This window comes from Paraburkholderia sp. J67 (genome assembly GCF_905220265.1).
Taxonomy (GTDB): Bacteria; Pseudomonadota; Gammaproteobacteria; order Burkholderiales; family Burkholderiaceae; genus Paraburkholderia.
The window spans coordinates 151537-176043 of the sequence record NZ_CAJMZK010000015.1; the positions used below are offsets into that span (position 1 = coordinate 151537).

At 63.8% G+C, this 24507-nt stretch carries 21 protein-coding genes; 8 read left to right on the forward strand and 13 right to left on the reverse strand.

Annotation, left to right across the window (positions count from 1 at the left end; genetic code table 11):
* Nucleotides 1-35: 35 nt before the first annotated feature.
* Nucleotides 36-161, forward strand: coding sequence for a hypothetical protein (locus U5782_RS24960; RefSeq protein WP_322046565.1), 126 nt, complete (start codon nucleotides 36-38; stop codon nucleotides 159-161).
* A 265-nt stretch (nucleotides 162-426) separates the two neighbouring features.
* The gene (locus U5782_RS24965) at nucleotides 427-1380 is read left to right on the forward strand and encodes a transporter (RefSeq protein ID WP_322046566.1); all 954 of its coding nucleotides are present in this window, start codon (nucleotides 427-429) and stop codon (nucleotides 1378-1380) included.
* Between the two features lie 149 nt (nucleotides 1381-1529).
* Here the strand turns inward: U5782_RS24965 and U5782_RS24970 are convergent, their stop codons facing one another.
* The 5 genes from U5782_RS24970 to U5782_RS24990 all read right to left on the reverse strand — a co-directional run bounded on the left by U5782_RS24970 (nucleotide 1530) and on the right by U5782_RS24990 (nucleotide 7859).
* A complete protein-coding gene (locus U5782_RS24970) occupies nucleotides 1530-2657 on the reverse strand; it encodes an aromatic ring-hydroxylating dioxygenase subunit alpha (protein ID WP_322046567.1) in 1128 nt (375 codons plus the stop codon).
* A 69-nt stretch (nucleotides 2658-2726) separates the two neighbouring features.
* Nucleotides 2727-3560: an enoyl-CoA hydratase/isomerase family protein gene (locus tag U5782_RS24975; protein WP_322046568.1), complete on the reverse strand. Its 834-nt coding sequence runs from the start codon at nucleotides 3558-3560 to the stop codon at nucleotides 2727-2729.
* A 21-nt stretch (nucleotides 3561-3581) separates the two neighbouring features.
* On the reverse strand, nucleotides 3582-4745 hold the full coding sequence (locus U5782_RS24980; protein WP_322046569.1) for an acyl-CoA dehydrogenase family protein: 1164 nt from the start codon (nucleotides 4743-4745) through the stop codon (nucleotides 3582-3584).
* A gap of 25 nt (nucleotides 4746-4770) precedes the next feature.
* Entirely contained in the window at nucleotides 4771-7020 is a 2250-nt protein-coding gene (locus tag U5782_RS24985; protein WP_322046570.1) for a CaiB/BaiF CoA-transferase family protein, read from the reverse strand.
* Between the two features lie 86 nt (nucleotides 7021-7106).
* Entirely contained in the window at nucleotides 7107-7859 is a 753-nt protein-coding gene (locus U5782_RS24990; protein ID WP_322046571.1) for an SDR family NAD(P)-dependent oxidoreductase, read from the reverse strand.
* 269 nt (nucleotides 7860-8128) lie between these two features.
* Between U5782_RS24990 and U5782_RS24995 the strand changes: the two genes are divergently transcribed.
* From U5782_RS24995 to U5782_RS25010, 4 genes are all read left to right on the forward strand, one after another.
* Entirely contained in the window at nucleotides 8129-8938 is an 810-nt protein-coding gene (locus tag U5782_RS24995; RefSeq protein WP_322046572.1) for an IclR family transcriptional regulator, read from the forward strand.
* A gap of 342 nt (nucleotides 8939-9280) precedes the next feature.
* Entirely contained in the window at nucleotides 9281-10072 is a 792-nt protein-coding gene (locus U5782_RS25000; protein ID WP_322046573.1) for an SDR family oxidoreductase, read from the forward strand.
* Nucleotides 10073-10167: 95 nt separating this feature from the next.
* Nucleotides 10168-11496, forward strand: coding sequence for a Rieske 2Fe-2S domain-containing protein (locus U5782_RS25005; protein ID WP_322046574.1), 1329 nt, complete (start codon nucleotides 10168-10170; stop codon nucleotides 11494-11496).
* A gap of 23 nt (nucleotides 11497-11519) precedes the next feature.
* Nucleotides 11520-12629: an NAD(P)-dependent alcohol dehydrogenase gene (locus U5782_RS25010; RefSeq protein WP_322046575.1), complete on the forward strand. Its 1110-nt coding sequence runs from the start codon at nucleotides 11520-11522 to the stop codon at nucleotides 12627-12629.
* 54 nt (nucleotides 12630-12683) lie between these two features.
* On the opposite strand, the gene U5782_RS25015 is transcribed toward U5782_RS25010, so the two are convergent.
* The 6 genes from U5782_RS25015 to sfnG form a co-directional block, all read right to left on the reverse strand.
* A complete protein-coding gene (locus U5782_RS25015; RefSeq protein WP_322046576.1) occupies nucleotides 12684-13487 on the reverse strand; it encodes an ABC transporter ATP-binding protein in 804 nt (267 codons plus the stop codon).
* Between the two features lies 1 nt (nucleotide 13488).
* Nucleotides 13489-14853: an ABC transporter substrate-binding protein gene (locus U5782_RS25020; protein WP_322046577.1), complete on the reverse strand. Its 1365-nt coding sequence runs from the start codon at nucleotides 14851-14853 to the stop codon at nucleotides 13489-13491.
* A gap of 54 nt (nucleotides 14854-14907) precedes the next feature.
* Nucleotides 14908-15942 carry a branched-chain amino acid ABC transporter permease gene (locus U5782_RS25025; RefSeq protein ID WP_322046578.1) on the reverse strand — a complete coding sequence of 345 codons (1035 nt, stop codon included), beginning with the start codon at nucleotides 15940-15942 and terminating at the stop codon, nucleotides 14908-14910.
* Between the two features lie 10 nt (nucleotides 15943-15952).
* Nucleotides 15953-16834 (reverse strand): branched-chain amino acid ABC transporter permease, encoded by an 882-nt coding sequence (locus tag U5782_RS25030; RefSeq protein WP_322046579.1) that lies wholly within the window; start codon nucleotides 16832-16834, stop codon nucleotides 15953-15955.
* A 13-nt stretch (nucleotides 16835-16847) separates the two neighbouring features.
* Nucleotides 16848-17627, reverse strand: a complete 780-nt coding sequence (locus U5782_RS25035) for an ABC transporter ATP-binding protein (protein WP_322046580.1) — start codon at nucleotides 17625-17627, stop codon at nucleotides 16848-16850.
* An 85-nt stretch (nucleotides 17628-17712) separates the two neighbouring features.
* Entirely contained in the window at nucleotides 17713-18825 is a 1113-nt protein-coding gene (sfnG, locus tag U5782_RS25040; protein WP_322046581.1) for a dimethylsulfone monooxygenase SfnG, read from the reverse strand.
* 423 nt (nucleotides 18826-19248) lie between these two features.
* On the opposite strand from sfnG, the gene U5782_RS25045 reads away from it, so the two are divergent.
* Nucleotides 19249-20475 (forward strand): acyl-CoA dehydrogenase family protein, encoded by a 1227-nt coding sequence (locus U5782_RS25045; RefSeq protein WP_322046582.1) that lies wholly within the window; start codon nucleotides 19249-19251, stop codon nucleotides 20473-20475.
* Nucleotides 20472-21581, forward strand: coding sequence for a sigma-54 interaction domain-containing protein (locus U5782_RS25050; protein WP_322046583.1), 1110 nt, complete (start codon nucleotides 20472-20474; stop codon nucleotides 21579-21581). Before U5782_RS25045 ends, U5782_RS25050 begins: the two co-directional genes overlap by 4 nt.
* 39 nt (nucleotides 21582-21620) lie before the next feature.
* Here U5782_RS25050 and U5782_RS25055 read toward each other — a convergent pair whose 3' ends face one another.
* Together U5782_RS25055 and U5782_RS25060 are read right to left on the reverse strand one after the other, a co-directional pair.
* On the reverse strand, nucleotides 21621-22889 hold the full coding sequence (locus tag U5782_RS25055; protein ID WP_322046584.1) for an acyl-CoA dehydrogenase family protein: 1269 nt from the start codon (nucleotides 22887-22889) through the stop codon (nucleotides 21621-21623).
* 201 nt (nucleotides 22890-23090) lie between these two features.
* Nucleotides 23091-24320, reverse strand: a complete 1230-nt coding sequence (locus tag U5782_RS25060) for a 3-oxoacyl-[acyl-carrier-protein] synthase III C-terminal domain-containing protein (protein ID WP_322046585.1) — start codon at nucleotides 24318-24320, stop codon at nucleotides 23091-23093.
* Nucleotides 24321-24507: the final 187 nt, after the last annotated feature.

Below are 24507 nucleotides of genomic sequence, written 5' to 3' on the forward strand. Positions count from 1 at the left end.
GCGGGCCGCATCAGCCGACGAGACACAGCCGAACCGTGCAAACCGCCCACTGCCGCGCCTTCGCGACGATGCCGCGCCGCCGCATGGCCGATACCACGGGGATGCCGGGCGGCGCGCATCCCGAGCCCAAGGGCTTTGCACTATTGCGCTTTCCACACTAACGACGTAGCGTACGTATATACGACATACCGATGTTGTTGACGCGAAGCACGACGATCCGCCGGAGGTCTCGGGATCCAGTGAAACGCCACCCGGCATCTGCTTCGCTTTCGCCCTGTCCGGGCTCGCAGCGGCGCTGCGATTGCACCATCCCCGCACTACGAACACCGTGAATCCCGATCTTTCACGAGCCTCATCTTGACAAGCAGGAATCCTTATCATCTGACGCATTAAAACAACTTCGATCCATATCGAGGAGGAGACGTTGTGAAGCCCATCACCAAAGCAATCGCAGCACTCTCATTGGCCACGACATGCGCAAGCGGTGCGTATGCATCGGAGGGCCTGTTTTACGGCGGCCCCGCCGGCGGCACCGACATCGGACAGGCCTATCTGCCCGAACAAAGCGGTTTTTACGGCGCGTTCATGCTCGGCGGTCTGAGCACCGACAAGATGTACGGCAACGATGCGAAGCGCGAGAATATTTCCGCGCAATCGCAGATCGGAATGATGCTCGGCGCGCTTGAATACGTGTATCCGTTCAAGCTTGCGGGTGGGACCATCGCAACCTCGGCGGCGTTCGACTATCTGCCTTACACGCACGCCAATATCTCTGGCGAAAGTCAGTACAACGCGGGCGTGCAGGATCTTTACATGGACGTGCTGTCGTGGAGCAAGCACCTCGGCGGCTCGGAAGGCACGCCTCATTCGCCGCTGCCGTACGGGCTCACGGTCAAGCTTGCGTATTCGATGATCGTGCCGATTGGCGAGTATGACCGCAGCAAGATCATCAGCCCCGGTCACAACGTCTTCTTCTTTATTCCGAATGCTTCGGTAAGCTATCTGACCGGCCCGAGCATCCTTGGTGACGGCACGGAATTCACCGTGTCCTTCTTCTACGACATCGCCTCGCGCAATCGCGCGACCAATTACTCTTCCGGCGACGTGATCGACTTTGACTACGCGATCAGCGAGCACATCGGCCTCTGGCAGGTCGGCGTGACCGGCAACTACGCTACGCAGATCCAGGACGACCATATCGGCGATACGATCGTCAATGGCAACGGCAACCGGCTCGGCGTGGCGGCCATCGGCCCCGTGATCGCGTATGCGATCCCGGCGTGGAAGGCGATGATCAAGTTCAAGTATCAGTACAGCGTCTGGCAGCGCAATCGTCCGAACGAAAACCTGTTTATTCTCACCTTCGCCAAAGCGCTTTAATCTCACCCCGATCTTCTGCTTCGGCGCGCATCTCAATGGCGCGCCGAAGTTTTGCTTCTTGTACAAGGCATAAAAAACGCCGGAGCGATCCGGCGTTTTCGATGGGTTTGCTGCGGTGGCGGAACATTGCCCGCACCACCGCATGACGCTCAATGCCTTGACATGCCGCGTGCAAGCATCGCGTCGACGTCGGCGCGGGCCGGCGCGAGCGACACCTGAGCCGCCTGATCGAGCGGGCCGCGCTGTGCCTGCGCCTCCAGCAAGCGCCCAATCAGGCGTCGCATCTGCAAGCCGCCCGCGTCGGCGCCCAGGCTCACGAGCGGACGCTGGCCGGTCTCGAGCAGCCGCGCGTGCTGCGCTTCGAGTATGTGCTGATCCTCGCGCAAGGTGGCCACGAGGCCGGCCTTGAGTTTGGCGGCCACCTGCTCGTTGCCGAGCGCGAAATTGCGGATACCGTGAAAGAAGTAGTGGCAGCGGTCCGCCGTGGCGGGCGTGAGACCGGTGAAGTGACGCAGTTGCACGCCGCCTTCGCGGCGGCCTTCGAACGCCCCCTCGCCCGCATCCACGCCGCCGCTCCACGCGTTCACACCACTCGCGCTGCCTTCGAACTCCTGCCAGCGATCAATCTTGCCCTTGAACGAAAAACCCGCCGTATATTGCGGCGGCGGATTGCAGTTCGGGAGTTGGCGTTTGACGTGCACGCATTTCGCGTCCTCGTCGGTCGAGACGAACATTTTCGCGTTGTAGTGCGCTTCGGGATCGCCGTTGATCGCGGCGACGTGCACATAGGCGATATGGCTCAGGTCCATGAGATTGTCGAGAATCATCGACCAAGGCGCCTTGAACTCGAAATACGCTTCGCCGAACACGTCCCATTGCGGATCGCCTGCATGCGCAAGCACGGGAATCTCCGCCGGATCGGCCAGCGCCGGATCGCCCGGCCAGAGCCAGACGAGCGAGCCCTGCTCATGCACGGGATAGCTGAGCACGCGCATCGCACGCGGAATGTTCGTCTGGCCTGGCGCGTTGATGCATGCGCCGCTCGCGTCGAATTCGAGGCCGTGATACGGGCACTGCAACGCCTGACCTTGCGCGCACAGCTTGCCCGCGGAGAGCGGCATGCCGCGATGCATGCAACGATCCTCCAGCGCCGCGACGCGGCCTTCCGGCGTGCGATACATGACCACGGGTTTCCCGCAGATCATGCGCGCGAGCGGCGCGTCGCCCGTGACCTCGGAACTCAGCGCGGCCACATACCAGTTGTCGTACAAGAACATGTCTCCCCTCCTGTGGAATGCGCGCGCAGGCCGCGACGATCGGCGGGTGCGTGCGCTGCGCGCCGTGCTTCAACGCCCCTTGTACTGCGGCGCGCGCTTTTGCATGAACGCCTGCCCCGCTTCCTTGAAGTCCTCGGTGAGATCGAGACGCGTCAACTGCATTTCGTGATCGAGCTGGGTGGCGTGCTGAACCCAGAGGCGGCGGCTCACGCGCACGGCGTCGCGCACTGCGAGCGGCGGCGCGGCAAGAATCTTCTGCGCCAGTTCTTCGGCGGCGGCCAGATGCTGACCGTTGGGCACGACGCGATTGACGAGCCCGAGCCGATGCAGTTCCGCTGCAGGCACGCGTGCGCCGGTCATGAGCATTTCGTTGGCGACCTTCGACGGCATGAAAGTGCGGATCTTCGACCAGGTGCGCGAGCCGGACATGCCGCGCGTGGTCTCGCTGATCGCGAACGACGCATCCTCCGAAGCGACGATCAGGTCGCATTCCGCCGCGATATGCGCGCCTCCACCAAGCGCATAACCGTGCACGGCGGCAATCACCGGCTTGTAGTTGATGGTGCGGCCCATCCATCCCTCGCCGCCCGTCCCCAGCAGATGCTGCGCCGCGCCGATCGTGCGGCTGCGCGCGGCCTCGCGTTGCCCTTCGGCGCGTTCGCCTTCGTCCTTGCCCAGTGCGAACGAGCCATGCGTGCGCAGATCCACGCCTGCACAGAAGCACTTTCCTGCGCCGTGCAGGATGAGCACCCATGCCTCGTCGTCGAGATCGTATTCGAGCAGCGCGGCGCGAATCTCGCGCTCCAGCTCGTCGTTCATGGTGTTGAGGGCGTCGGGGCGATTGAGCATCAGATAAGCGATGCGCCCCTCGCGCGTGTACGTCACGGTCTTGTAGTCGTTCATGTGGGTGCTCTCGAAGAAAAGTTAGAGTGAGCGGGCGATCACGAGCTTCAGGATTTCCGAGGTGCCCGCGTAGATACGCAGCACGCGATTCGCCGTGTAGATGCGCGAAATCGGCATTTCGTCCATGAAGCCCGCGCCGCCGAAGAACTGGAGGCACGCGTCCACCGCGCGATGGCTCATGTCGGTGAGCCAGAGCTTGGCGCTCGCGCTGTCGGCTTCCGCGCAGACGCCTGCGCGGACCTTGCGTACCGACTCGTGCAGCAAGGCGCGGCCGGCTTCGATATCGGTGCGGATTTCGGCGAGCTTGAACTGGGTGTGCTGGAGATCGAACAGCGTGCCGCCGAAGGCCTTGCGCTGCTTCACGTAGTCGAGCGCGAGCCCGAACGCGAGCTCGGCTTGGGCGAGTGCGCGCGCGCCCATCTGCAAGCGGTCGACGGCGATGCTCGACATCAGGAGCTTGAATGCGCCGCCCTCCGCGCCCACCAGGTTCGTCACGGGCACGCGCACGTTGTCGAAGTGCAATTCGGCTGTGTTGCCCGACGCAAAGCTCATGGTCTTGAGCGGCCGCTTCGTGACGCCGGGCGCATCGCCTTCCACCAGCAGGATGCTCATGCCGCGTCCGCGCGCAGCGGGGTCGGTCTTGACGACCACGTAGATGAGGTCCGCCACGTCCCCGTTCGTGATGTAGGTCTTGCTGCCGTTGATCACGTAGTGGTCGCCGTCGCGCACGGCGCTCGCGCGGATCGCCGTGGCGTCGCTGCCTGCATCGGGCTCCGTGAGCGCCATGCACTGGATCGCCTCACCCGCGAGGATTTTCGGCGCCCAGGTATCGAGGAGATGCGACGCGTCGGCTTCCACGAGCATGCTTGTCGCGAGATCGGTCGCGAACAGGCTGCCCATCGTCGAATAGGATTCCGAACGAGCCAGTTCGTAACTAAGGATCACGTTACACAGCGTGGTCGCGCCCGCGCCGCCGTACTGTTCGGGAATGCAGGCGCCCAGCATGCCCGCCGCGCCCGCCTTGCGCCACAGTGCGCGGCGGTCTTCGCCACGCGCGGAAATCTGCTGATAGTGCGGCTCGATTTCGCGGTCGATGAAAGTGCGCACCGTGCGCCGATAAAGCTCCTCTTCCTCGGTGAACGGCGAGCCGTAGGCGAGCGCGCTGGAATAGTCCTGGTTGTCCATAAGCGGATGAATGAATCGCGGTGAGTTAAACGATCACGCGCTGTTGCAGCAGCGCTTCGATGTCGGCGCTCGCGTAGCCAAGCTCCGTGAGCAGCGCGCGCGTGTGTTCGCCCACGCCGGGCGCCGAGACATCGGTGCCCGAGCGCGGCGGCGTGCGCGTGAACTGCATCAGCGGGCCGAGCACGCCGGTCACGCGGCCATAGCGGCGGTCGGCGGCGTCGCTCAGCAAGCCCAGTGCGCGGGCTTGCGGTTTGTCCTGCAACGCTGCCCAGCCGTCTTCGACGCAGGCTTCGGCCCAGACGTCGGCAGCGGCGAGCGCCGCCAGCAGCGCCTCGCGTTGCCACCTAGCGATGGCGAGCGCAAACGTCTCGCGCGTGCGCTCGCTCCAATGCGCGCGCGGCCCGAGTCCCGCCAGCCCGAGCGCGGCGGCGAAGCGCTCGCACATGGCATCGTCACGCGCCGCGACGGCGATCCAGCCGTCTTGCGCGCGATACAAACTCTCGGCCGGATGGAAGCCCGTCTGCGCGGCATCGAGCAACGGCGCGCCCGAGAATTCGCCGCGCGCGGTACGAATCAACTCCGACATGAGGAAGAGCGCCGTGTCGAGCAGACTCACGTGCGTCTCGGCGGCGGCGCCGTGACGGCGCTGCGCATAGAGACCCATGAGCGTGGCAACGGCGCCGAGCGCGCCCGCCGCGTAGTCGACGAGCGGCACGCGAATCCACATCGGCGGATTGCCCGCACCGCCCGCACGAACTTCGTGGCCGCACAGCGCCTGCATGACCATATCGAAGCCCGCATTGAGCGCCTTCGGCCCACTGCTGCCGTAGGCCGTGGTGGCGAGCGTGACGATATCGGCGCGTTGCTCGCGCAGGCTGGCCGGATCGACACCCAGTCGATCGGCAACGCCTACGCGAAAGTTGTGATGCACGGCGTGAGCCGTGGCGCAAAGGCGCGCGACGATCTGCGCGCCCGCGGGCGTTTTCATGTCGACGGCGAGACTGCGCTTGTTCGCCTCGACGGCGATCGTGTGACGCACGATGCCGCGCCCTGGACTGCCCTGCAAACCCTCGACCTTGACGACATCCGCACCCAGCGCGGCAAGAATCTTCGACGCATACGGTCCCGCCACGAAGCTGCCCATGTCGACAATGCGCAGGCCCGCGAGCGGGCCGCCCCGCGTCCCGGTTGAATCGGCAGATGCGGACGATGACGCGCACGCCCTCTCATGCGCGTGTCCCATCGGACTCACACGCGCGAATGGACCCACAGCCAGCACGCCGCTTTCGTGGCGGCGCAAGGTGCCGTTGTGCACGACCTGGGCGTCCTCCCAGCCTTCTCCCGGATGCAGGATCGGTTCGGCCGCAAGACCCGCCGCCCACGCCGCCGCCAGCAGTTCATCGCGCTGCCGCTTGCGCACGTATGGCGCAATCAGCTTCATGTCGCCGAAATACTGGTCTTTTGCCGCGCCGGGTTTAGGATTGCCGCGATCGTTGGGATCGACTTCTACGTCGATGCCGAGCACACCGTAAAGCCGCGCCACCGCGCCCTGCACGCCCATCACGAACTGAATCCAGCCGCCATCCGCACACTGGAAAATCAGGTGCGCCACGCCTTTCGGACTCGACTTGTGGAACTCGGCGTCGGGGTGTTCGGCCTTCATCCAGAGCGGCGTCCAGAATAGCCCCACGCCATGCTGCATCGACGTGCGCACGCACTGGCCGCGGCCGCTCGACAGCCGCTCGACCAAGGCGGCCCACGCCGCAATCATCGCGAGCATCGCCGCGCCGTAAGTCGGCAGAGGCATCGAGAACGCAATGGGCCGCTCTTCCAGTTGCTCCCAGACGAGTCCGGTGCGCGCCTGCACGAGCAGGTCCACGGCCGGGCGCGCATCACGCTGTAACGAAGCGCTTGTGCCAGCAGCCTGATCCACCGCATCGCCGTCGATGCGCACGACGATCAGTCGCGCATGACGCGCCGCGATCGCGGCGTCATCGAAAGACCAGTCGAGCCCCGGGAAATCCTCGCCGCCGACGATCAGCACATCGGCGTGTTCAAGCAGCGCATCGAGCGCGCCGGGCGCATGCCGGGTGCTCCCCGCGCGCCATGTCCGATGCGCCGGATACACCGCGTCGAATGGATCGCCCGCTGCGGGCTCGATGCGCTGAACGCGTGCGCCGCATTCGGCGAACTGCTTGGCGACCAGCGCGGCCGCCATGCCCATACCGGCATCGACGATGGTCAGTTCGGCGGCCATCTGCGAAAACGCAATCATCTCTGGCGGTCCTCCATGTCAAATGACTTTGCGATGCCGAAGGTCCCGGCATCGCCTGCACGCGACGGTGCGCGCCACCTTTTGCTTCAGACTGCGAAGGATTCGCAGTAAGGCCGCAGATCGGTTTCGAAGGTCCACGCATTGCGCGGCTGGCAGTGCACGTTCCAGAACGCCTCGGCGATCTGCTCGGGCGGGATGAAGGCGTCGGGCGGACGGCGCTCCTTGGCGTCGGGAAAGCGCGAATTCAGGCGGTCGCCGTCGATCGGCCCGACCGGCACGATATGCGCCACGTGCAGATTCTTCGGACCGAACTCGCGCGCCATCGCCTGCGCTACCGCGCGCAGGCCGAACTTGGCCGCCGCGTAGGCGGCGAGCTTGGGACGCGCCACGGACCCTGAAATCGAACCGGTATAGAGAATCGAGCCGCGTTCATGCGGCAACATCAGACGCGCCGATTCGCGGCCGACGATGAAGCCGCCGAGGCAATTGATACGCCATACGTCTTCGATAAAAGGCGTGTCCATTTCGAGGATGCCCGGCCGCCATTGGCTGCCGCCCGCGTTATAGATCGAGGCGCGCAATGGGCCGGCCTCGCGTACGGTCGCGAGTGCGTCGTGCAGACCCGCGTCGCTGGTGGCGTCGCCAAGCGCCGCAATGGCGTCGCCGCCCGATGCGCGAATTTCCTCGCATACCGTTTCGATCTTCTCGCGCGTACGCCCTGTCACGACGACACGCATGCCGGCCGCCGCGAAGCGTCGCGCCACCGCAGCTCCCGTGCCGTCGCGTGCGCCCACGCCGACCACCCAGGCTACGCCATCCCGCTGTTTTTGAGCTTCCATTGTGCTGTTCCGATGTGTTCCCGCTGGTTGCCACGCCGTGCGATCACCGTGTCGGCCAAGTCAATCGACGCAGTACGCACCGGCCCGTTCAGAAGACTGCTGGAGCCCATCGTATTACAGCGAATCGAATTAAACAACGATATTTCGTTGTCATGGCGTTAGGTGTTTATGCGGATACGCGCGAAATTGAGGCTACGAAATTTCGTTTAAAATGACAGCCCTACCGCCGTCTTCCGGCGGTAGAACATGAACTTCAGGAGGATCACGGATTGGCCACTACTGTCCCCGCCGCCGCGCGCGCGCTTGCCGTATTCGAAGTCTTCGCGCGTGAGCAACGCGAACTGCTCAAGTCCGAGCTGGCGCGTTTGCTCGACCTCCCGGAAAGCAGTTGCTCGGACCTGCTCAGCACGCTGCACGAAATCGGCTATGTGGCGCGCACCGCGAGCACCAAGCGCTATTACCCCACCAGCCGCCTCGCCAACGTCGCCGCCGCGATCACCCAGCACGACGAGCTCTACGCAATCGGCAAGGAAGCCTGCGCGCTGCTCGCCGAGAAGACGCGCGAAAGCACCTATTTCGGCGAACTCGACGGCCATGAGGTGCGCATCATCGCGGCCCACGAAGGCTCGCATCCGCTGCGCTACGTGTCGGTCGAAGGCGACCGTGTGGTCTTTCATGCGACCTCGATCGGCAAGGCCATCCTCGCGGGTCTGCCGGCCGACGAGTGCGCGCGCCTGTTGCGCCTCAAGCCGCTGAAGGCGCTCACCGAACTCACCCGCACCAGCCCCGAGGTGCTCGAGAAGGAGCTCGCGAAACAACGCGAGACCGGCATCTATTCGTCCATCAACGAGGGGCGCGATGGGCTCAGTTCGCTGGCCATCTCGGGCCTCATTGGCGACCGGCTCGTCGGTCTGTCGCTGACCGGGCCTAGCGACCGTCTCAAGGCGAATCGCGAAAGCTATATGGAAAGCTTCCGCGAGGTGCGCGAGGCGGTTTTCGAAACGACCAGCGCGCCCAAGGGCAAAGGACGCCCGCGTTCCGTGACGCGCGCGCCGCGCGCCAAGGCCAGCGCCGACTGATTGTTTGATCCCGTGTCGGGGCACGCGCGCTGCGTGCCCCCTGCTGCTCGACACCTCGCCCGCACCGCATCCCCCCACGCTGAACGCGTCGCGTCACGCCGCGTAGCGCCGCCTTCTCCCGCCCTCCTGCCTCACACGCCTTCGTTCCGGCTCGCCCTTCGCTCGCCCCTGCGCCTCTCGCCATCCGCGGGAATACGCTGCTTGCGCTCGCCTTGATTTCGATATACCGTTTTTATATACGCAATTTCGTTTTTTAGGCATTCCCCACTGAAGCCCGACGCCCGGTTCGGAACGCACGGCTGCACGCATTCCCGTTGGCGCCCCCACATCAGGAACAACACGATGTTCAGGAACAAGACTGTTGCGATCCTCCCGGCCAGCGTCGATGCGGCGCGCGCGTGCGCGCTCGAATTCGGCCGGCGTGGCGCCGATATCTTTCTGGTCGATCGTTCGCAGAAAGTCGTCGATGAACTGTGCGCCGAACTGCATGCACTCGACATTCAGGCGCGCGGCGTGGCCGCCGATCCCGACGAACCCGCGGCGCTCGACGCCGCCGCCCAGGCATGCGCCGCATGGCGGCCCGAAGTCCATGCGCTCGTTGCGAGTCATCTGGACGTGGAGGCAGTGTCGATCGAAGCCTCGACGGTGGACGCCTGGCGGCGTGCGGTCAACGTGAATCTGCTTGGCCCGGTGTTCGCCACCAAAGCCTTCCTGCCCCTGCTCAAACGCGCGACCGAAGCTGCGGTCGTCTATATCAGCTCGTTCGACGGTATATTCGGGAATCCAAAACTTCCACTGATCTCCACGGCCAAGGGCGGCATCGCGCCCTTGACGCACGTGGCGGGCAACGAGTTCGCGCAGTACGGCATCCGCGTGAACACCGTGGCGCGCGGCATGACCGCCACGCCCGAACACGACTCGAACCCGCGCTTTCAACCCATGATTGCCGAGACGCCGCTCGGCCGCCCCGCGCGCCCCGCGGAGATTGCATCCGCGGCGTGCTTTCTCGCCTCGCCGGAGGCGTCCTACGTCACGGGCACCGTGCTCGTCGTGGACGGTGGCCGCACCGCCATCACGCCCGGCACGCGCCATATGAACGCGAGCGGCAGTTCGCCGATGTGGTCGCGCAACTGAGCGCGCCGCCGCTGCCTCATCGAGATATTCAACACACCTTATAAAACCGACCCGCGCGCCACTACCCACGCGCAAGACCTTCGGAGGAAAGATCAATGCTTTCTCGGGAAGACAACATGCTGATGTGCGACGTCAGCCCCGGCACCCCCATGAACGCGATGATGAAGCGCTACTGGCTGCCGGCCTTGCCGAGCGCGGCGCTTGGCGGCCCGGATAGCGATCCGGTGCGCGTCACGTTGCTGGGCGAGGACTATGTGGTGTTCCGCGACAGCCACGGCAAGATCGGCATGCTCGACGAACGCTGCTGCCATCGCGGCGCTTCGCTGTGTCTCGGGCGAGTGGAAGAAGGCGGCATCCGCTGCATTTACCACGGCTGGAAATTCGACACGACGGGCGCGGTCATGGACATGCCCAACGCCACCGACGACAAACATCGCACACGTTACCGCCAGCCCGCCTACCCCGTGCGCGAGGCCGCCAACGTCGTGTGGGTCTATCTCGGCCCGGCCGAACACGAACCACCGTTCCCGAACTATCCGATCTTCGATCTGCCGCCCGAGAATATCGTCGTGCAGGAGGTCTACATCGACGCCAATTACGCGCAGGTGATGGAAGGTCTGGTCGATTCGTCGCATGTGGGCGTGCTGCATCAGGATGCGATTCGCAGCCGCGTCGCCGCCACGATCCAGGAGGGCCGCGACGACATCATCAACAAGCAGATGGCCGACGAACTGGCGCCGCAACTGGAACTGGAGGACACGGATTTCGGCTACCACGTCGCGGCGCTGCGCTCGGTGCAATACAAGGGCAATACCTTCGAGATCGCCCGCACCACGGCATTCGCGCTGCCCTTCATCAATTTCCCTGGATCGAATACCACGATGATCGCGGGCGTGCCCGAGCATAACGGTCTCACGCGCATGATCGAATGGAACTGGGACTGGAACCGTCCGATCGAAGCGGGACGCCGCGAAAGCGTGCTGTACAGCCACGGCATCACCGATACGATTCTCGACGCACGCGGCATGACACGCGCGACCTATGGCAAGGTCGAACGCCCGAGCGCGGCCAACAACTATCTCCAGGACCGCGCGGCCATGCGCAACGGCTCCTTCACGGGCCTGCCGCTGTTTCACCCCGAGGACGCCGCGGTTTCGGTGTCGCAAGGCGCGATTTGCGATCGCAGCACCCAGAACCTGCTGCCCGCCGATATCGCCGTCGTGCGCATGCGGCGCGTGCTGCTGGATTCGGTGCGGCGCGTGATGCGCGGCGAAGCCCCGCTCGGCGTGCAGGCGCAACAGGTGCCGCGCGCGCTGCAAGGCATCGTGCAGTCGGGCGCGCCCTGGCAGGTCGTGTTCGAGCGCGAGGTCAACTGGACCCGCTCGATCAACGAAATCTCTAAGCATCTGTTCGACGAAGTCTGATCAATCATCAGGATACCCAATCAATGATCGAGTCTGGAACGATGGAGATTCAAGCCGCCGTGGCGCGCAAGGCGCACGGCGATTTCACGGTCGAGACGGTGAAGCTCGCCGATCTTGCCCCTGACGAAGTGCTCGTGCGCATGGTCGCGACCGGCGTGTGCCATACCGACCTCTCGGTGGTGGAAGGCATTCTGCCCTTGCCGCTGCCGCTCGTGCCGGGACACGAGGGCGCGGGCGTGATCGAGCGCGTAGGCGCCGACGTGCGCGGCCTCGCGCCGGGGGACCCGGTCGTGCTCACGTTTTCGAGTTGCGGCGAGTGTCCGAGTTGCACGGACAATCACCCCGCCTATTGCGATCATTACGCGGCGCTGAACTTCGCCACCCGCCGCCCCGACGGCAGCGCCACCCTCAGCGACGCGTCGGGCCACGCGCTGGGCGGCGTGTTCTTCTCGCAGTCGTCGTTCGCGACCTACGCCATCGCCACGCCGAAGAACATCGTCAAGGTGCGCGCCGATGCGCCGCTCGCACTACTAGGCCCGCTTGGCTGCGGCTTGTCCACGGGCGCGGGCACGGTCTTCAACGTCCTCAAGCCCACGCCGGACACGACGCTCGCCGTGGTCGGCGCGGGCGCGCTCGGCATGGCTGCCATCATGGCCGCAAAGATCCTGGGCGTGCGCCGCATCGTCGCGCTGGATCGCGTGGCAAGCCGCCTCGATCTCGCTCGCGAACTCGGCGCAAGCGACACCATCGATACGCTCGCGCAAGATCCCGCCGAAGCGTTGGCCGCGCTCGGCGGCATCGACCAGGCGATCGACACGAGCGGCGTGCCACGTTTGATCGAAGCCGCCGTGGGGGCGCTGCGCACGCGCGGCACCTGCGTGCTGCTGGGTGCAAGCGCGCAAACCGATCTGCATCTGAACGTGATGCAGATGATCGGCGGCAAGAGCGTGCGCGGCGTGGTCAATGGCGATTGCGAGCCGGGCGAGCTGATTCCCAAGCTCATCGACCTGCATATGGAAGGCCGCTTCCCGATGGAGCGGCTCGTCGACTACTACCCGCTGCGGGACATCAACCGCGCGGTCGCCGACTCGCGCTCCGGCCGCGTGATCAAGCCCATCGTCACCTTTGAGTGAACGGTCGGACCAGAACGCGCACGCAGGAATCCTGCGTGCGCGTGTCGATCAACATCAGACAGCCAACGCTCGACTCTCATTTCTGGCGCGTCGCACATTGGCGTAATCAACCGGCACGCCGCCCAGATACGCGTCATGGAGCACATCGAGTCGAGCGAGTTCGCTCGCCGCGCCGTGCGCCACCACGCGCCCTCCTTCGAGCACATAGCCATGCTGCGCGTGACGCAACGCCACGGTTGCGTTCTGCTCGGCCAGCAGGAAGCTCACGCCTTCATCGCGGTTGAGCGCCGCGACGATCTCGAAGATTTCTTCGACGACTTGCGGCGCGAGTCCCATCGACGGCTCGTCGAGTAGCACCAACGACGGACGCGCCATCAGCGCCCGACCGATCGCCACCATCTGCTGCTCGCCGCCCGACGTGAGCCCCGCGAACGTCTTGCGCATGTCCTTCAGGCGCGGAAAGATCGCGTAGATGCGTTCGAGCGCCGCCTTGAGTTCGGCCTTGCGCGGCCGCCGCGCGAACGCGCCGATCAGCAGGTTTTCTTCGACCGACAGATGCCCGAAGCAGCGCCGCCCTTCGAGCACCTGCACGAGCCCGCGTTCGACCAGCGTCCACGGTTCGACGCGCGCCACGTCCTGACCGCGGTAGACGATGCGCCCACCCGTCAGTTCGCCGCGCTCGACTCGCACAAGGTTAGAGATCGCCTTGAGCGTGGTCGTCTTGCCCGCGCCGTTGCCGCCGAGCAGCGCGACGATCGCGCCCTCGGGCACCGCCAGCGACACCCCGCGCAGGGCCGGAATAATCTGGCTATAGGTCACGGCGATCGCGTCGACCTCCAGGATCGGGGTGCTAGTCATGTCAAAGGTCCTTGCTGCAATCGCGCGGCGTAATGCCCTTTTCCTTCGCATACGAGAGCGCGGACTTTTCGATGATCGGACGCAGCAGCGCGCGGTCGGCCTGGACCCAGTTGCTGATCACATTCCATTTCTGGCCGTCCCATTGCTGGAAGCGCACGGCACCGCCGCCTTCGTGATCCGAGCAGGTCAGCTTGAGCGGCTGAACGAGTCCCAGCGCGCCAAGCTGCTTGAGGCGTGCATCGTCGAGATCCAGATGCTCGAAGCCCCAGCGCACCTGCTCGCCCGTCAACGGGTTGTTGCCGAACTTGCGTTGCGCCACACGCACCGCTTCAACATTCAGAATGCCGTTCACCACGCCCAGGTTGTAATAGACGGTGCCAAAGCGCGACGGGTCCTTGAGATTGCCATTGCCCGGCTTTACCACGTACTGGTTGATCGCCTGCAATACCGGATAATCCGTGCCCGACGGATGGGTGGTGATCGCGATGAAACCCTTGGCCGCATCGCCTGCCGGACGCACGTCTTCCTCGGAGTTGCTCCAGATATTGCCGATGATGTGGTCGACCGGATAGCCCACCTTCTGCGCCGTCTTGAGCGCCACCGGATTCATCACGCCCCAGCCGCGCAGGATCACCCAGTCGGGATTGATCTGGTGGATCTTCAACCACTGCGAGCCCTGTTCGTTGCCCGGATGAGGCACTTCGATCTGCGTCACCTCGAAACCATATTTCTTCGCGAGCAGATCCACGACCGGAATCGTCTCGCGGCCATACGGCGAACCGTGATACAGCACGACGATCTTCTTGCCCTTGAGCGCGGCGAGTCCGCCGGAGCGCTGGCCGATGTAATTGACGATCGCCGACACCTCGCTATACGGATTCAACTGGAGCGGGAAAACGTACGGGAAAACGGCGCCATCGGTCGAATCGGTGCGGCCGTGGTTGATCGTGATGAGCGGGATCTTGTCGGCGGTCGAACGGTCGAGCGTTGCATACGCAATGCCGACCGACAAGGGGTTCGTGGCGGCCGTCGGTGCGCCGTCCGGCCCGCTGTTCTTCAGGCGCTCATAGCATTCGACGCCCTTCTCCACCACGTATTCGGTCTCGCACTCCTTCCAGACGAGCTTGACGCCATTCACCCCGCCGTCGCGCGCGTTGATCAACTGAAGATAGTCGATAAAGCCGCCGAAGAAACCGCTGCCGCCAGCCGCATACGGCCCAACCCGGTAGCTTTGCAGCGGAAAGTATTCTTCGCCTGCCGCCTGCGCGTGAGGCAACACGCCGACCGTCAGCGCAAGCGTCGCCACCAATGCCGAGGACCATTTGCCCCATTTCGCGAGAACGGGCCTAACCTTATTATTTTGCATAACCAAATATTCCTTGAACGATAAAGACGGAAAATAACCCGCTAAACGAATGGCTCAGCCAGGTTTCGAGCCGCGCCGACGAACGATCTGCACGAGTCTCGCAAGGCCTTCCGGTTCCTTGATCAGAAAGACGATAACCAGCGTGCCGAAGACAATCTTCTGGAGGTTCTGCACCTGGTCCGCGCCGATGCCGGCTTGAGCCAGCAATCCCGCCGCGTTCGACAGCAGGATCGGCAGCAGCACGATAAAGGCCGCGCCCAGCAGATTCCCCGAGATGCTGCCCATGCCGCCGATGATGATGATGAACAGCACCTGGAACGAGAGATTCAGGTTGAAGCCATCCGGCTCGATCGTGCCGAGATAGGCGAAGGCCCACAGCGCGCCAGCAATGCCGAGCACGAATGAACTCAGCGCGAAGGCCAGCAGCTTGCTGCGCCCAACCGGAATACCGATCACGCGCGCGGCGGCTTCCATGTCGCGCACGGCCATCCAGCGTCGACCCAGTTCGCTGCGCACGAGGCTCGCGCCGAATGCGAACAGCACGGTCGTGACGCCCAGCACGAAGAGATAGCGCGAGACCGGCGTATCAATATGCCAGTGGCCGATCGTAAGCTGCGGCGCGCTCAGTACGCCCGAGGTGTCGTAGTTCGAGAACCAGCCCACGCGGGTGAACAGCCAGACCACGAAGAACTGCGCGGCCAGCGTGGAGACGATCAGATAAAAGCCCTTGATTCGCAGGCTCGGCAGCCCGAACAGCACGCCCGCCGCGGCGCTGACCAGGCCGCCGATCAACAGGTCGAGCGGCAGCGGCAAGCCAGGCAGGCGCACGAGCAGGTTGTAGGTCGCATACGCGCCAATCGACATGAACGCGGCCGAGCCGAGCGACAACTGGCCTGCATAGCCCGTGAGAAAGTTCAGGCCAAGTCCCGCCACCGAGAGAATCAGAAACGGCACGAGGATCGCGTTCAGCCAGTAATCGTTCGCCACGAGTGGCACGCCCGCGAATGCGAGCAACGCGAAGGCAAACGGCACGGCCAGTCGGCGCAGGTTCAGCCTGCGCGGTTCGGCCAGGGTGCGGGTGAGTTCCATCAGGGTGTCCTCAAACGCGCTCGACAGCCGTCTCGCCGAACAGGCCAGACGGGCGCACGAGCAGGAATAGCATCGCCAGCAGATAGGGGAACCAGTTCTCGATGCCATCGCCGATCACCGTCCCGACATAGACCTCGGCAAGCTTCTCGGTCGCACCGACCAGCAGCCCGCCTGCGATAGCGCCGCCAATCGACGAAAAGCCGCCGATGATCAGCACGGGCAAGGCCTTCAGTACGACCAGGGAAAGTGAGAACTGCACGCCAAGCCGGGCACCCCAGAGCAGCCCCGCGATCAGGCTCACGAAACCCGCCAGCGCCCAGACAATCGCCCAGATGCGCGGCAGCCGGATGCCGACGGCGAACGCGGCGAGCGGATCGTCGGCGACCGCGCGCAGCGACAGGCCAAAGCGCGTGCGCTTCGCAAGCTGGGATAACACGAGTACCAGCACGCCCGCCGTGGCCGCGGCGAACAGATCGAAGCGGCTCACCATCACGCCCGCCAGATGCAGCGGCCGATCGTCGATGCCGAGATCGAGCCCATGCACCTGCGCGCCCCAGAACAGTTGCGCAGCGCCTTCGATAATCAGGCTCAGGCCCAGCGTGGCCATGAAGAGCACGATAGGCGGCCGGTTGACGAGCGGTCGCAACACAAAGCGTCCAGTCGCAATCGCGATCAGCACGAGTGCGGCCAGCGTCGCGCCGAACGACAGCCACGGATTCCAGCCGCGTTCGACGAGACTCACATAGGTGAGCGCGCCGAACAGCACGAGCGAGCCCTGCGCGAAGTTGAAAATGCCCGACGCCTTGTAGATCAGCACGAAGCCGATGGCGACCAGCGAATACATCACGCCCGCCAGCAAGCCGCCCACCAGCACCTCGAAGAAAAATTCCATATCCGCCTCCCGCTCAATGCCGCGTGCCGAGATAGGCCGCCAGCACGTCCGGATTGGTGCGGACTTCGTCGGGCTTGCCATCGGCGATCTTCTTTCCGTAATCGAGCACCACCACGTGATCGGATAGACCCATCACCACGCCAATGTCGTGCTCGATCAGTACGACCGTCACGCCCAGATGCTCGTTGGCATCCAGCACATAACCGGCCATCGCATGCTTCTCTTCGGCGTTCATGCCCGCCATTGGCTCGTCGAGCAACAGCAGGCGCGGTTCGGCGGCGAGCGCGCGCGCCAGTTCGACCCGCTTCTGCAAGCCATACGACAAGGTGCCCACCATGCTGTCGCGCCACGGCTGCAAATCGAGCGCATCGATCACGCGCTCCGCGAACTCGCGTTGTTCGGCCTCGTCGCGTGCCGCGCGGCCGACGTGCAAGGTCTGCTCCAGCCACGTACTGCGGCGATGCAGGTTGCGGCCTGTGAGCACGTTGTCGAACACGCTCATGCGCCTGAACAGCGCGAGATTCTGGAACGTGCGCGCAATGCCGCGCTGCGCGGCGTCGTGGGCGTTCATGCGCCCGTAGGCCCGGCCATCGAAATGCAGCGTGCCGTGCTGCGGACGATAAACGCCGTTGATCACGTTCAGCAGCGAACTCTTGCCCGCGCCGTTCGGACCGATCAATGCGCAGATCTCGCCGGTCGCGACTTCGAAACTGATCTGGGTGATGGCCTTGACGCCCCCGAACGACACGGAGATGTCGTCGAGCGCAAGCAAGGCCGTCGAGGCTAGCGTCATGCTGATTCACCCCGCAGGGCGCCGTTCTTCTGTCTTGTAGGGCCAGGCGGCGAGCACGCCTGGCCACGCTTAGTTGCAGCGTCCCTCAGGCGGCCTGCGCCTCGCGCTGCGCTTCGAGTTCACGCACGAGCGGCAACACCTTCTGGCCGAAATACTCGACTTCCTCGATGAAATGCAGGAAGCCCGTCAGCACCAGATCGACGCCAATCGACTTGAGTTCGACGATCCGCTCGGCAATCTGTCGCGGCGTGCCGATCAGGTTCGTTCTGAAGCCGTCGTTGTACTGGACGAGATCTTCGAACGTGGACTTGGCCCAGTTGCCCTCGCCTTCGGGCGACGCGCTGCCAGCCTGCTTGACCGCGTCGCCGAACGCGTGCACGGCCTCGACGTGCGCGTGCTTGATGATGTCGTCGAGCACGGCCTTCGCTTCCTCTTCGGTATCGCGCGCGATCACGAATGCGTTCACGCCAATGCGCACCTGATGATTGTTCTGCGCCGCCTTCGCGCGGATATCGTCGATCTGCGCCTTCAGGTTCTCAGGCGTATTGCCGTTGGTGAAATACCAGTCCGATACGCTCGCCGCGTTGTCGCGCGCAGCGCGCGAACTGCCGCCCTGGAAAATCTCCGGGTGGGGTTTTTGTACTGGCTTCGGGCTCAACGTGTAGTTGTTGAAGCGATAGAAGTCGCCCTTGAACGTGAAGTTGTCCTCGGTCCAGATGCCCTTGAGCGCGCGGATAAACTCATTCGAGCGGCGGTAACGCTCGTCGTGTTCGAGCCACGGCTCGCCGATGGCAGTGAACTCGCCCTTGAACCAGCCGCTTACGACGTTGATCGCGATGCGGCCGTTCGAGATGTGGTCGATGGTGGCGATCTGCTTGGCGACCACGGCCGGATTCCACGGTCCCGGCAAGATGGCCGCGAGCACCTTGAGCTTCGTGGTGGCATGAAGCAAAGCCTGACTGAACGAGACGGACTCGTGCTGATACTCGGCGCCATAGCCTGCCGTGAAGCGGATCTGGCTCAGCGCGTATTCAAAGCCCGCGCGTTCGGCCGTTTGCGCGAGACGCTGGTTGTAGTCGAGGCTCCAGTCGGTGCGTTGCTCGATCGTGCTGACCACGAGGCCGCCGCTCACGTTCGGCACCCAGTAGGCGAATTTGACAGCGTCGTCGGAGGCGGATGTCTGGCTCTTTGCGTTCATAAGGATTCCTTCGGTAATCGGAGCGTCGTTGAATCGTCGAGAAACGAGGTAAAGGCAAGTACCGTGCCAAATAGATCACCGACAACACAACGTCCGAACCGCTTCTACAACAGCACTTTCGTCGTCATGCCGTCTGTTCCGATCTGCAAATTCACCTGATAAGCGCATGAGCGCCACGCTTGGATCGATAGCTGTATTCGCGATGAATCAGCAGCAACAACCCTGCTGCCCGACTGCTTCTCAGGCAGCAGCGCGATTTCGTCTTATGAAAGAGCCGGCTTCCGGCCTCGCGCTGCTTCCTCAGCAGCAACCTGATTAGGTTATGAGAAATGCTTGCTTCTCTTGCGCGCCAAAACCTTGAACACTGTGCTGATTCCGCAGCACGCGTGACCGTGCGTTGCGGGTTCACCCAATCCCATCACGATGGCACTCACTTCCCTATCGTTGCCGCTGGCCGACGCGCCGGATCACCCCGAGCCGGTCTTGCAGGACGAGTCACCGTTGAGCGTGGCGCGGCGTCTGGCCGGACACTTCGCGCTGAGCGCCGCGGAGCGCGACGCACGCGGTGGAACGCCCAAGGCGGAGCGCGACGCGCTACGCGCGAGCGGTCTGCTTGCGCTGAGCATCCCGGCCGCTCAAGGCGGGCTGGGTGCGAACTGGGCCACGACCCTGGATGTCGTGCGCATCCTCGCGCGCGCGGACAGCTCGCTCGCTCATGTGTTTGGCTTCCATCATCTGATGCTGGCCACGGTCCGGCTGTTCGGCGCGCCCGCGCAATGGCAGGCGCTCTTCGAACAAACCTCGCGCCATCGGTGGTTCTGGGGCAACGCGCTCAATCCGCTCGATGAACGCACGCTGGGCCACGCACGCAGTAGCTGGCTCGAATTCAGTGGGCAGAAAAGCTTCTGCTCCGGCGCGCTCGATTCGGAAATGCTGATCGTCTCCGCGCGCCACGCGCAGACGCGCGCATTTCTGGTGGCCGCCGTGCCCACCCAGCGCAGCGGCATTTCGATTGCGGACGACTGGAATAATTTCGGTCAGCGCCAGACCGATAGCGGCTCCGTGACGTTCGAGAGGGTTCGCGTCGAGCATCAGGAGATCCTTTCGAACCCCGGCCCGCTCTCGTCGCCGTTCGCCTGCTTACGACCGTTGATCGCGCAACTGATCCTCACGAACATCTATCTGGGCATCGGTGAAGCCGCGTTCGAAGATGCGCGGCACTACACGCTGAACGAGGCGCGGCCCTGGCCCGCATCGAATGTCGCGCGCACCGACGCCGATCCCTACATCCTGAGCCAGTACGGCGAGTTCTGGCTCGGGCTGGAAGCCGCCCGCGCACTCGCTGACCGCGCGGCTGCCGGCCTCGACCGGGCATGGTCGCGCGGGGTGCGGCTCGATGCGACCGAACGCGGCGAACTGGCGCTGGCGATTGCCGGCGCGAAGGTCTCGGCCGCGCAAACGGGACTCGACATCTGTACCCGCATGTTCGATGTCGCCGGCGCGCGCTCGACCCACGGCGAGCTGCGGCTCGACCGGCACTGGCGCAATCTGCGCACCCATACGCTGCATGATCCGCTCGCCTACAAGATCCGCGAGATGGGCGAATGGGCGCTCAAACGAACCTTTCCTGAGCCGAGCTTTTACTCATGAGCCACCCGATCCCCCATGCATGGTCCGACGATGCCGAGGCCGAGGCCCACGTTGCCGTCCTGACCCTGCCGCAAAAGCACTCGCTGACGACCTCGATTCGCGCCCGCGCGCAGGTCTTTGTCGATCCCCGTTCGGTCCAGTTGCTCGAACGCATTCAACTGGTCGCGCCGAGCGACGCGAACGTGCTGATCATCGGCGAAACCGGCACCGGCAAGGAGCTGGTCGCGCGCCACGTTCATAGCCTGAGCGCCCGGCGCGACAAACCGTTCGTCGCCGTCAACTGCGGCGCGTTTTCGGAAACCCTGGTCGAGAGCGAACTCTTTGGCCATGAAAAAGGCGCGTTCACGGGCGCGTTCAACGCCAAGCCGGGATGGTTCGAGGCGGCCAACGGTGGCACGCTATTTCTCGACGAGATCGGCGACTTGCCGCTGTCGATGCAGGTCAAGCTGCTGCGCGTACTGCAGGAGCGCGAGGTCGTGCGACTCGGCTCGCGGCACGGGATTCCGATCGACGTGCGTGTGGTGGCGGCGACGAACGTCCATTTGCAGCACGCGGTGGCCGCCGGACACTTTCGCAACGACCTGTTCTACCGGCTCAACGTCGTACAACTCGCGATCCCGACACTGCGCGAGCGCCGTGGCGACATCCTGCCGCTCGCGCGTTACTTCATCGAGGATTACCGTAGCCGGCTGGGCTACGGCGCGGCGACGATCTCGCCGCGCGCGGAACAGAAGCTGCTCGCCCATGCGTGGCCTGGCAATATCCGCGAACTGGAAAACGTGATTCATCATGCGCTGCTCGTGAGCCGCCACGACGCCCTGCAAGACGACGACCTGCACCTGCTCTCGTCGAGCTTCGCCGCCGCGCCCGTGGCAACGGCCGAAGCCGCTTCGAGCAGTCCGCACCTCGCGCTGGAATCCGCGCTGCGCGAACTGTTCAATGGCGAGCACGAGCATCTTTTCGAGCAGATCGAGGACATCGTGATGCGCACGGCGTTCGAGTACAGCCATCGCAACCAGATTCAGGCGGCGAAGTTGCTCGGGATCAGTCGTAACGTGTTGCGCGCGCGTCTGATACGGACCAGGGAAATTGCTGCGCTGAAGTAGCTGTGCAGCCCGACACTGCACAGCCTTCCTGCACATCGCTCAAGCGGCCTTCTGCTGCGCTGCCGGACCTGCGCCGATGGCCCAGACATAGGGAGGCTCGGTGCCGTTGATTTCACGGTCGCCGACGATCCGCTCCTTGAACACGACAGGATTGTGCGAGGCTGCCGTGCGCGCGTTACGCCAGTGCCGATCGAGACGCTTCTGCTCGCTCGTGCCCGACGCGCCCAGCGCGTTGAAAAGCAAGGTCGTCGCGCGCAGCACGAGATCGGAAATCACGCTTTGCCCGCGCGCGGAATCCAGTTCGGCGTCGACATTCGCCGCGTGCTCAGCTTGTGCATCGCCGCCGAAGCGCGCCTCGTAGGCACGCTGCGAGGCCAGCGCCGCGCGCAAGGCCGTGGCTTCGGCCGCGAACACCAGCGACGAGACCTGACCGACCACTTGCTGTACCTGGGCATCCTGAGCGAACGACGGCGCGTTGCCGTGGCTAAAGATACGTCGGCGCGAACGCACCTCATGCGAGATGTCGCGCAGCGCGGCGCGGCCCGTTCCCGCGAGCACCGCCAGCAGAACCAGTTGATAGAACGCGGTCTGGTATTTGAAGCGCGTCGTGAAGTCGAAGATGTCGATTTCGTCCACCTCGGCGCTCGCAAAGGTGGTCGTTCCGCTGCCCGTCGTGCGCTGGCCAAAGCCGTCCCAGTCGTCCTGGTGCGTCACGCCCGACTGCTTCGCGCGTACCGCTGCGATCACGTCCTGGCCGGTGTCGTCGCGTCGAGCGAACACGTCGATCCAGTCGGCGAAAATGCTGCCCGTGCTGTAGTACTTCTCACCATTGACGACCCAACGCTCGCCGTCGCGCGACACGCGCGTAATCACGTCGCCCACGGCAACCGCGCCGACTTCGGTCCAGGCATTGCCAACCAGTTCGCCATCGACGAAACGCTTGAACCAGACATCGCGTGCCGGGCCTGGCTCGGCATTGAGTCGGTCTTCGACGAACGCGAAGTGACCGCGCAGCGCCTGAGGCAGGTTCGAATCCGCTTCAGCCAATTCGATCAATAGCTGGATCAACTGAGGCAACGAAGCCCCTGCGCCACCCTGCTCGACCGGCACGCGTACCGCACCGAAACCCGCCGCCCGAAGCCATTCGATCTGCTCGTAAGGCAGTGTGCGATTGTGCTCGCGCTCCAGCACGCCTTCTGCGATGCGCGCGAAGATGGGGCGAAACCGCTCGGCCAGGCGCTCGTAATCCGTACCCGTTGAAAGAGAGGCAGTGCCTGTCACAGGGCGGGCGAGATTCAATGCGGTCATAGGGACTCCAGAATAGCTTTTGACGGATGTGGGTGGCTCCTTAACGAGCCTCCTGCTTCGACAATAAAGCAGAAGGCATGCCAATCGCGTTTTGACGAGGAAAGCGATGAGATCGGGAAGCATCGCTGCACGGTTTGCTGGCTGATCAGCAGGAAACTGCTGATTCGCTGCTGACTGCCCAGCGATGCTGGCCGCCGTCGATCAGATTTTTTCCAGAACCATTCCTGTCACGGTCAACCCGGGGCCGAAGCCAAGACAGACGATTCGCGTCCCCGGCCGAACCGCCTTTTCCTCCACGAATTCCTTGAGAATGTGCGGAATCGTGGCCGACGACATATTGCCGTTCTCGTGGAACACGTTCTTGCTGATCACGACACTGTCGTTGTCCAGGCCCAGTTCATCCTGGATGTGTTCGACGATCTTCGGGCCGCCCGGATGAATGGCAAACGCCAGCGCATGTTTGTCGCGTTCGAAATCGATATTCGCCCGGCGCAGCAGCGACACGACGAAGCGGTGCACACACTGCTTGATGACGAGGGGCACCTTCACCGACAGCGTCATCTGTAGCTGGTGCGCCGCCGGCGTCCAGGTCATGTCGTCGGCCGACTCGGGCAAAAGGTGCTCGTGGACCGCCAGGATTCTGAGGCCGCTCAGTCCGTGTTCCCGGACATAAGCATCGGAGCAGACCGAATACTTGATGAACCCGTCCGCAAACAGCGTCATCGTGACGATGTTCTCGATATTCGAGCTTTCGATGTTGTTGTGTAGCGAAAGCAGTTCGGTGTGGACAATGTCCACGCGCTGCTTGGGCGGCGTCACGCCGAAGAACGACGAAGACAGAAAACCGTGCGCCATGCGAATGGCGGGAAACGCGCCGTAGCAACCCATGTGATAGCTATGGGTCACGGTGGTATCGAACCATTCCTTGTTGGCGACCATGCGCTCTACGGGACTCGGCGCGAGGTAGCCTGAACAGGTCACATGGATCATGTCGTCGGGCGCGGAAGCGATCCCGTCGTACATCTCGGACAGGCAATCTCCCACCACCTTGCCGTAGCTATCGTGGCGCTCCTTGAGATCGGCGCCCTTGGTATCGTTCAGGTCGGATGGGTAGAGTCGCAGATGCTTTCGATCGCCCGCCGGCTCGGCGAGCACCAGCTTGCCGTCGACGAAACGGATATCTCGCAGGCGCGGAAAGAACACCAACTGCCGACGCTTGATCTGGTCGGGCGAGACGGCATACCTGTTGAACTTGTCCTTCACCTCCCGTATTGCCTGTTGAATGCCTTCCTTGCCACGAATGTCGTGGGTGCTGCAATAGCCCATTGCCAAGGCGTGGGCGCTGACCTCGAGGGTAATGCGTTGCGCCACAGGCTTCGACACTTGCGCAGAGGTGAAATTCGCGAGAATAGGCTGGGAAAAGGTGTTCATCTGTGTCAACTCCGTAGGTCCTGATCAAGCGGCAACCTGGCAACTTATTCGATGTTGTACAAATTGACGCGTTCTGGTCTGTTTCTTTCACCCCGTTGGTCAATCAGACATCATCCAATGAATTCGTTATGCTAATTAAATGTTCGATCTTGTTAGCACTTCGATTCATCCTCCCCGCCATCCGCCC

What these genes read in the sequence shown, in the direction of transcription:
- U5782_RS24970 (WP_322046567.1), bottom strand. Translation starts at nt 2,657, where the DNA reads ATGTTCTTGTACGACAACTGGTATGTGGCCGCGCTGAGTTCCGAGGTC.
- U5782_RS24990 (WP_322046571.1), bottom strand. Translation starts at nt 7,859, where the DNA reads ATGGAAGCTCAAAAACAGCGGGATGGCGTAGCCTGGGTGGTCGGCGTG.
- sfnG (WP_322046581.1), bottom strand. Translation starts at nt 18,825, where the DNA reads ATGAACGCAAAGAGCCAGACATCCGCCTCCGACGACGCTGTCAAATTC.
- U5782_RS25045 (WP_322046582.1), top strand. Translation starts at nt 19,249, where the DNA reads ATGGCACTCACTTCCCTATCGTTGCCGCTGGCCGACGCGCCGGATCAC.
- U5782_RS24980 (WP_322046569.1), bottom strand. Translation starts at nt 4,745, where the DNA reads ATGGACAACCAGGACTATTCCAGCGCGCTCGCCTACGGCTCGCCGTTC.
- U5782_RS25020 (WP_322046577.1), bottom strand. Translation starts at nt 14,853, where the DNA reads ATGCAAAATAATAAGGTTAGGCCCGTTCTCGCGAAATGGGGCAAATGG.
- U5782_RS25050 (WP_322046583.1), top strand. Translation starts at nt 20,472, where the DNA reads ATGAGCCACCCGATCCCCCATGCATGGTCCGACGATGCCGAGGCCGAG.
- U5782_RS25030 (WP_322046579.1), bottom strand. Translation starts at nt 16,834, where the DNA reads ATGGAATTTTTCTTCGAGGTGCTGGTGGGCGGCTTGCTGGCGGGCGTG.
- U5782_RS25035 (WP_322046580.1), bottom strand. Translation starts at nt 17,627, where the DNA reads ATGACGCTAGCCTCGACGGCCTTGCTTGCGCTCGACGACATCTCCGTG.
- U5782_RS25005 (WP_322046574.1), top strand. Translation starts at nt 10,168, where the DNA reads ATGCTTTCTCGGGAAGACAACATGCTGATGTGCGACGTCAGCCCCGGC.
- U5782_RS25055 (WP_322046584.1), bottom strand. Translation starts at nt 22,889, where the DNA reads ATGACCGCATTGAATCTCGCCCGCCCTGTGACAGGCACTGCCTCTCTT.
- U5782_RS24975 (WP_322046568.1), bottom strand. Translation starts at nt 3,560, where the DNA reads ATGAACGACTACAAGACCGTGACGTACACGCGCGAGGGGCGCATCGCT.
- U5782_RS25000 (WP_322046573.1), top strand. Translation starts at nt 9,281, where the DNA reads ATGTTCAGGAACAAGACTGTTGCGATCCTCCCGGCCAGCGTCGATGCG.
- U5782_RS25010 (WP_322046575.1), top strand. Translation starts at nt 11,520, where the DNA reads ATGATCGAGTCTGGAACGATGGAGATTCAAGCCGCCGTGGCGCGCAAG.
- U5782_RS24985 (WP_322046570.1), bottom strand. Translation starts at nt 7,020, where the DNA reads ATGATTGCGTTTTCGCAGATGGCCGCCGAACTGACCATCGTCGATGCC.
- U5782_RS25015 (WP_322046576.1), bottom strand. Translation starts at nt 13,487, where the DNA reads ATGACTAGCACCCCGATCCTGGAGGTCGACGCGATCGCCGTGACCTAT.
- U5782_RS25060 (WP_322046585.1), bottom strand. Translation starts at nt 24,320, where the DNA reads ATGAACACCTTTTCCCAGCCTATTCTCGCGAATTTCACCTCTGCGCAA.
- U5782_RS25025 (WP_322046578.1), bottom strand. Translation starts at nt 15,942, where the DNA reads ATGGAACTCACCCGCACCCTGGCCGAACCGCGCAGGCTGAACCTGCGC.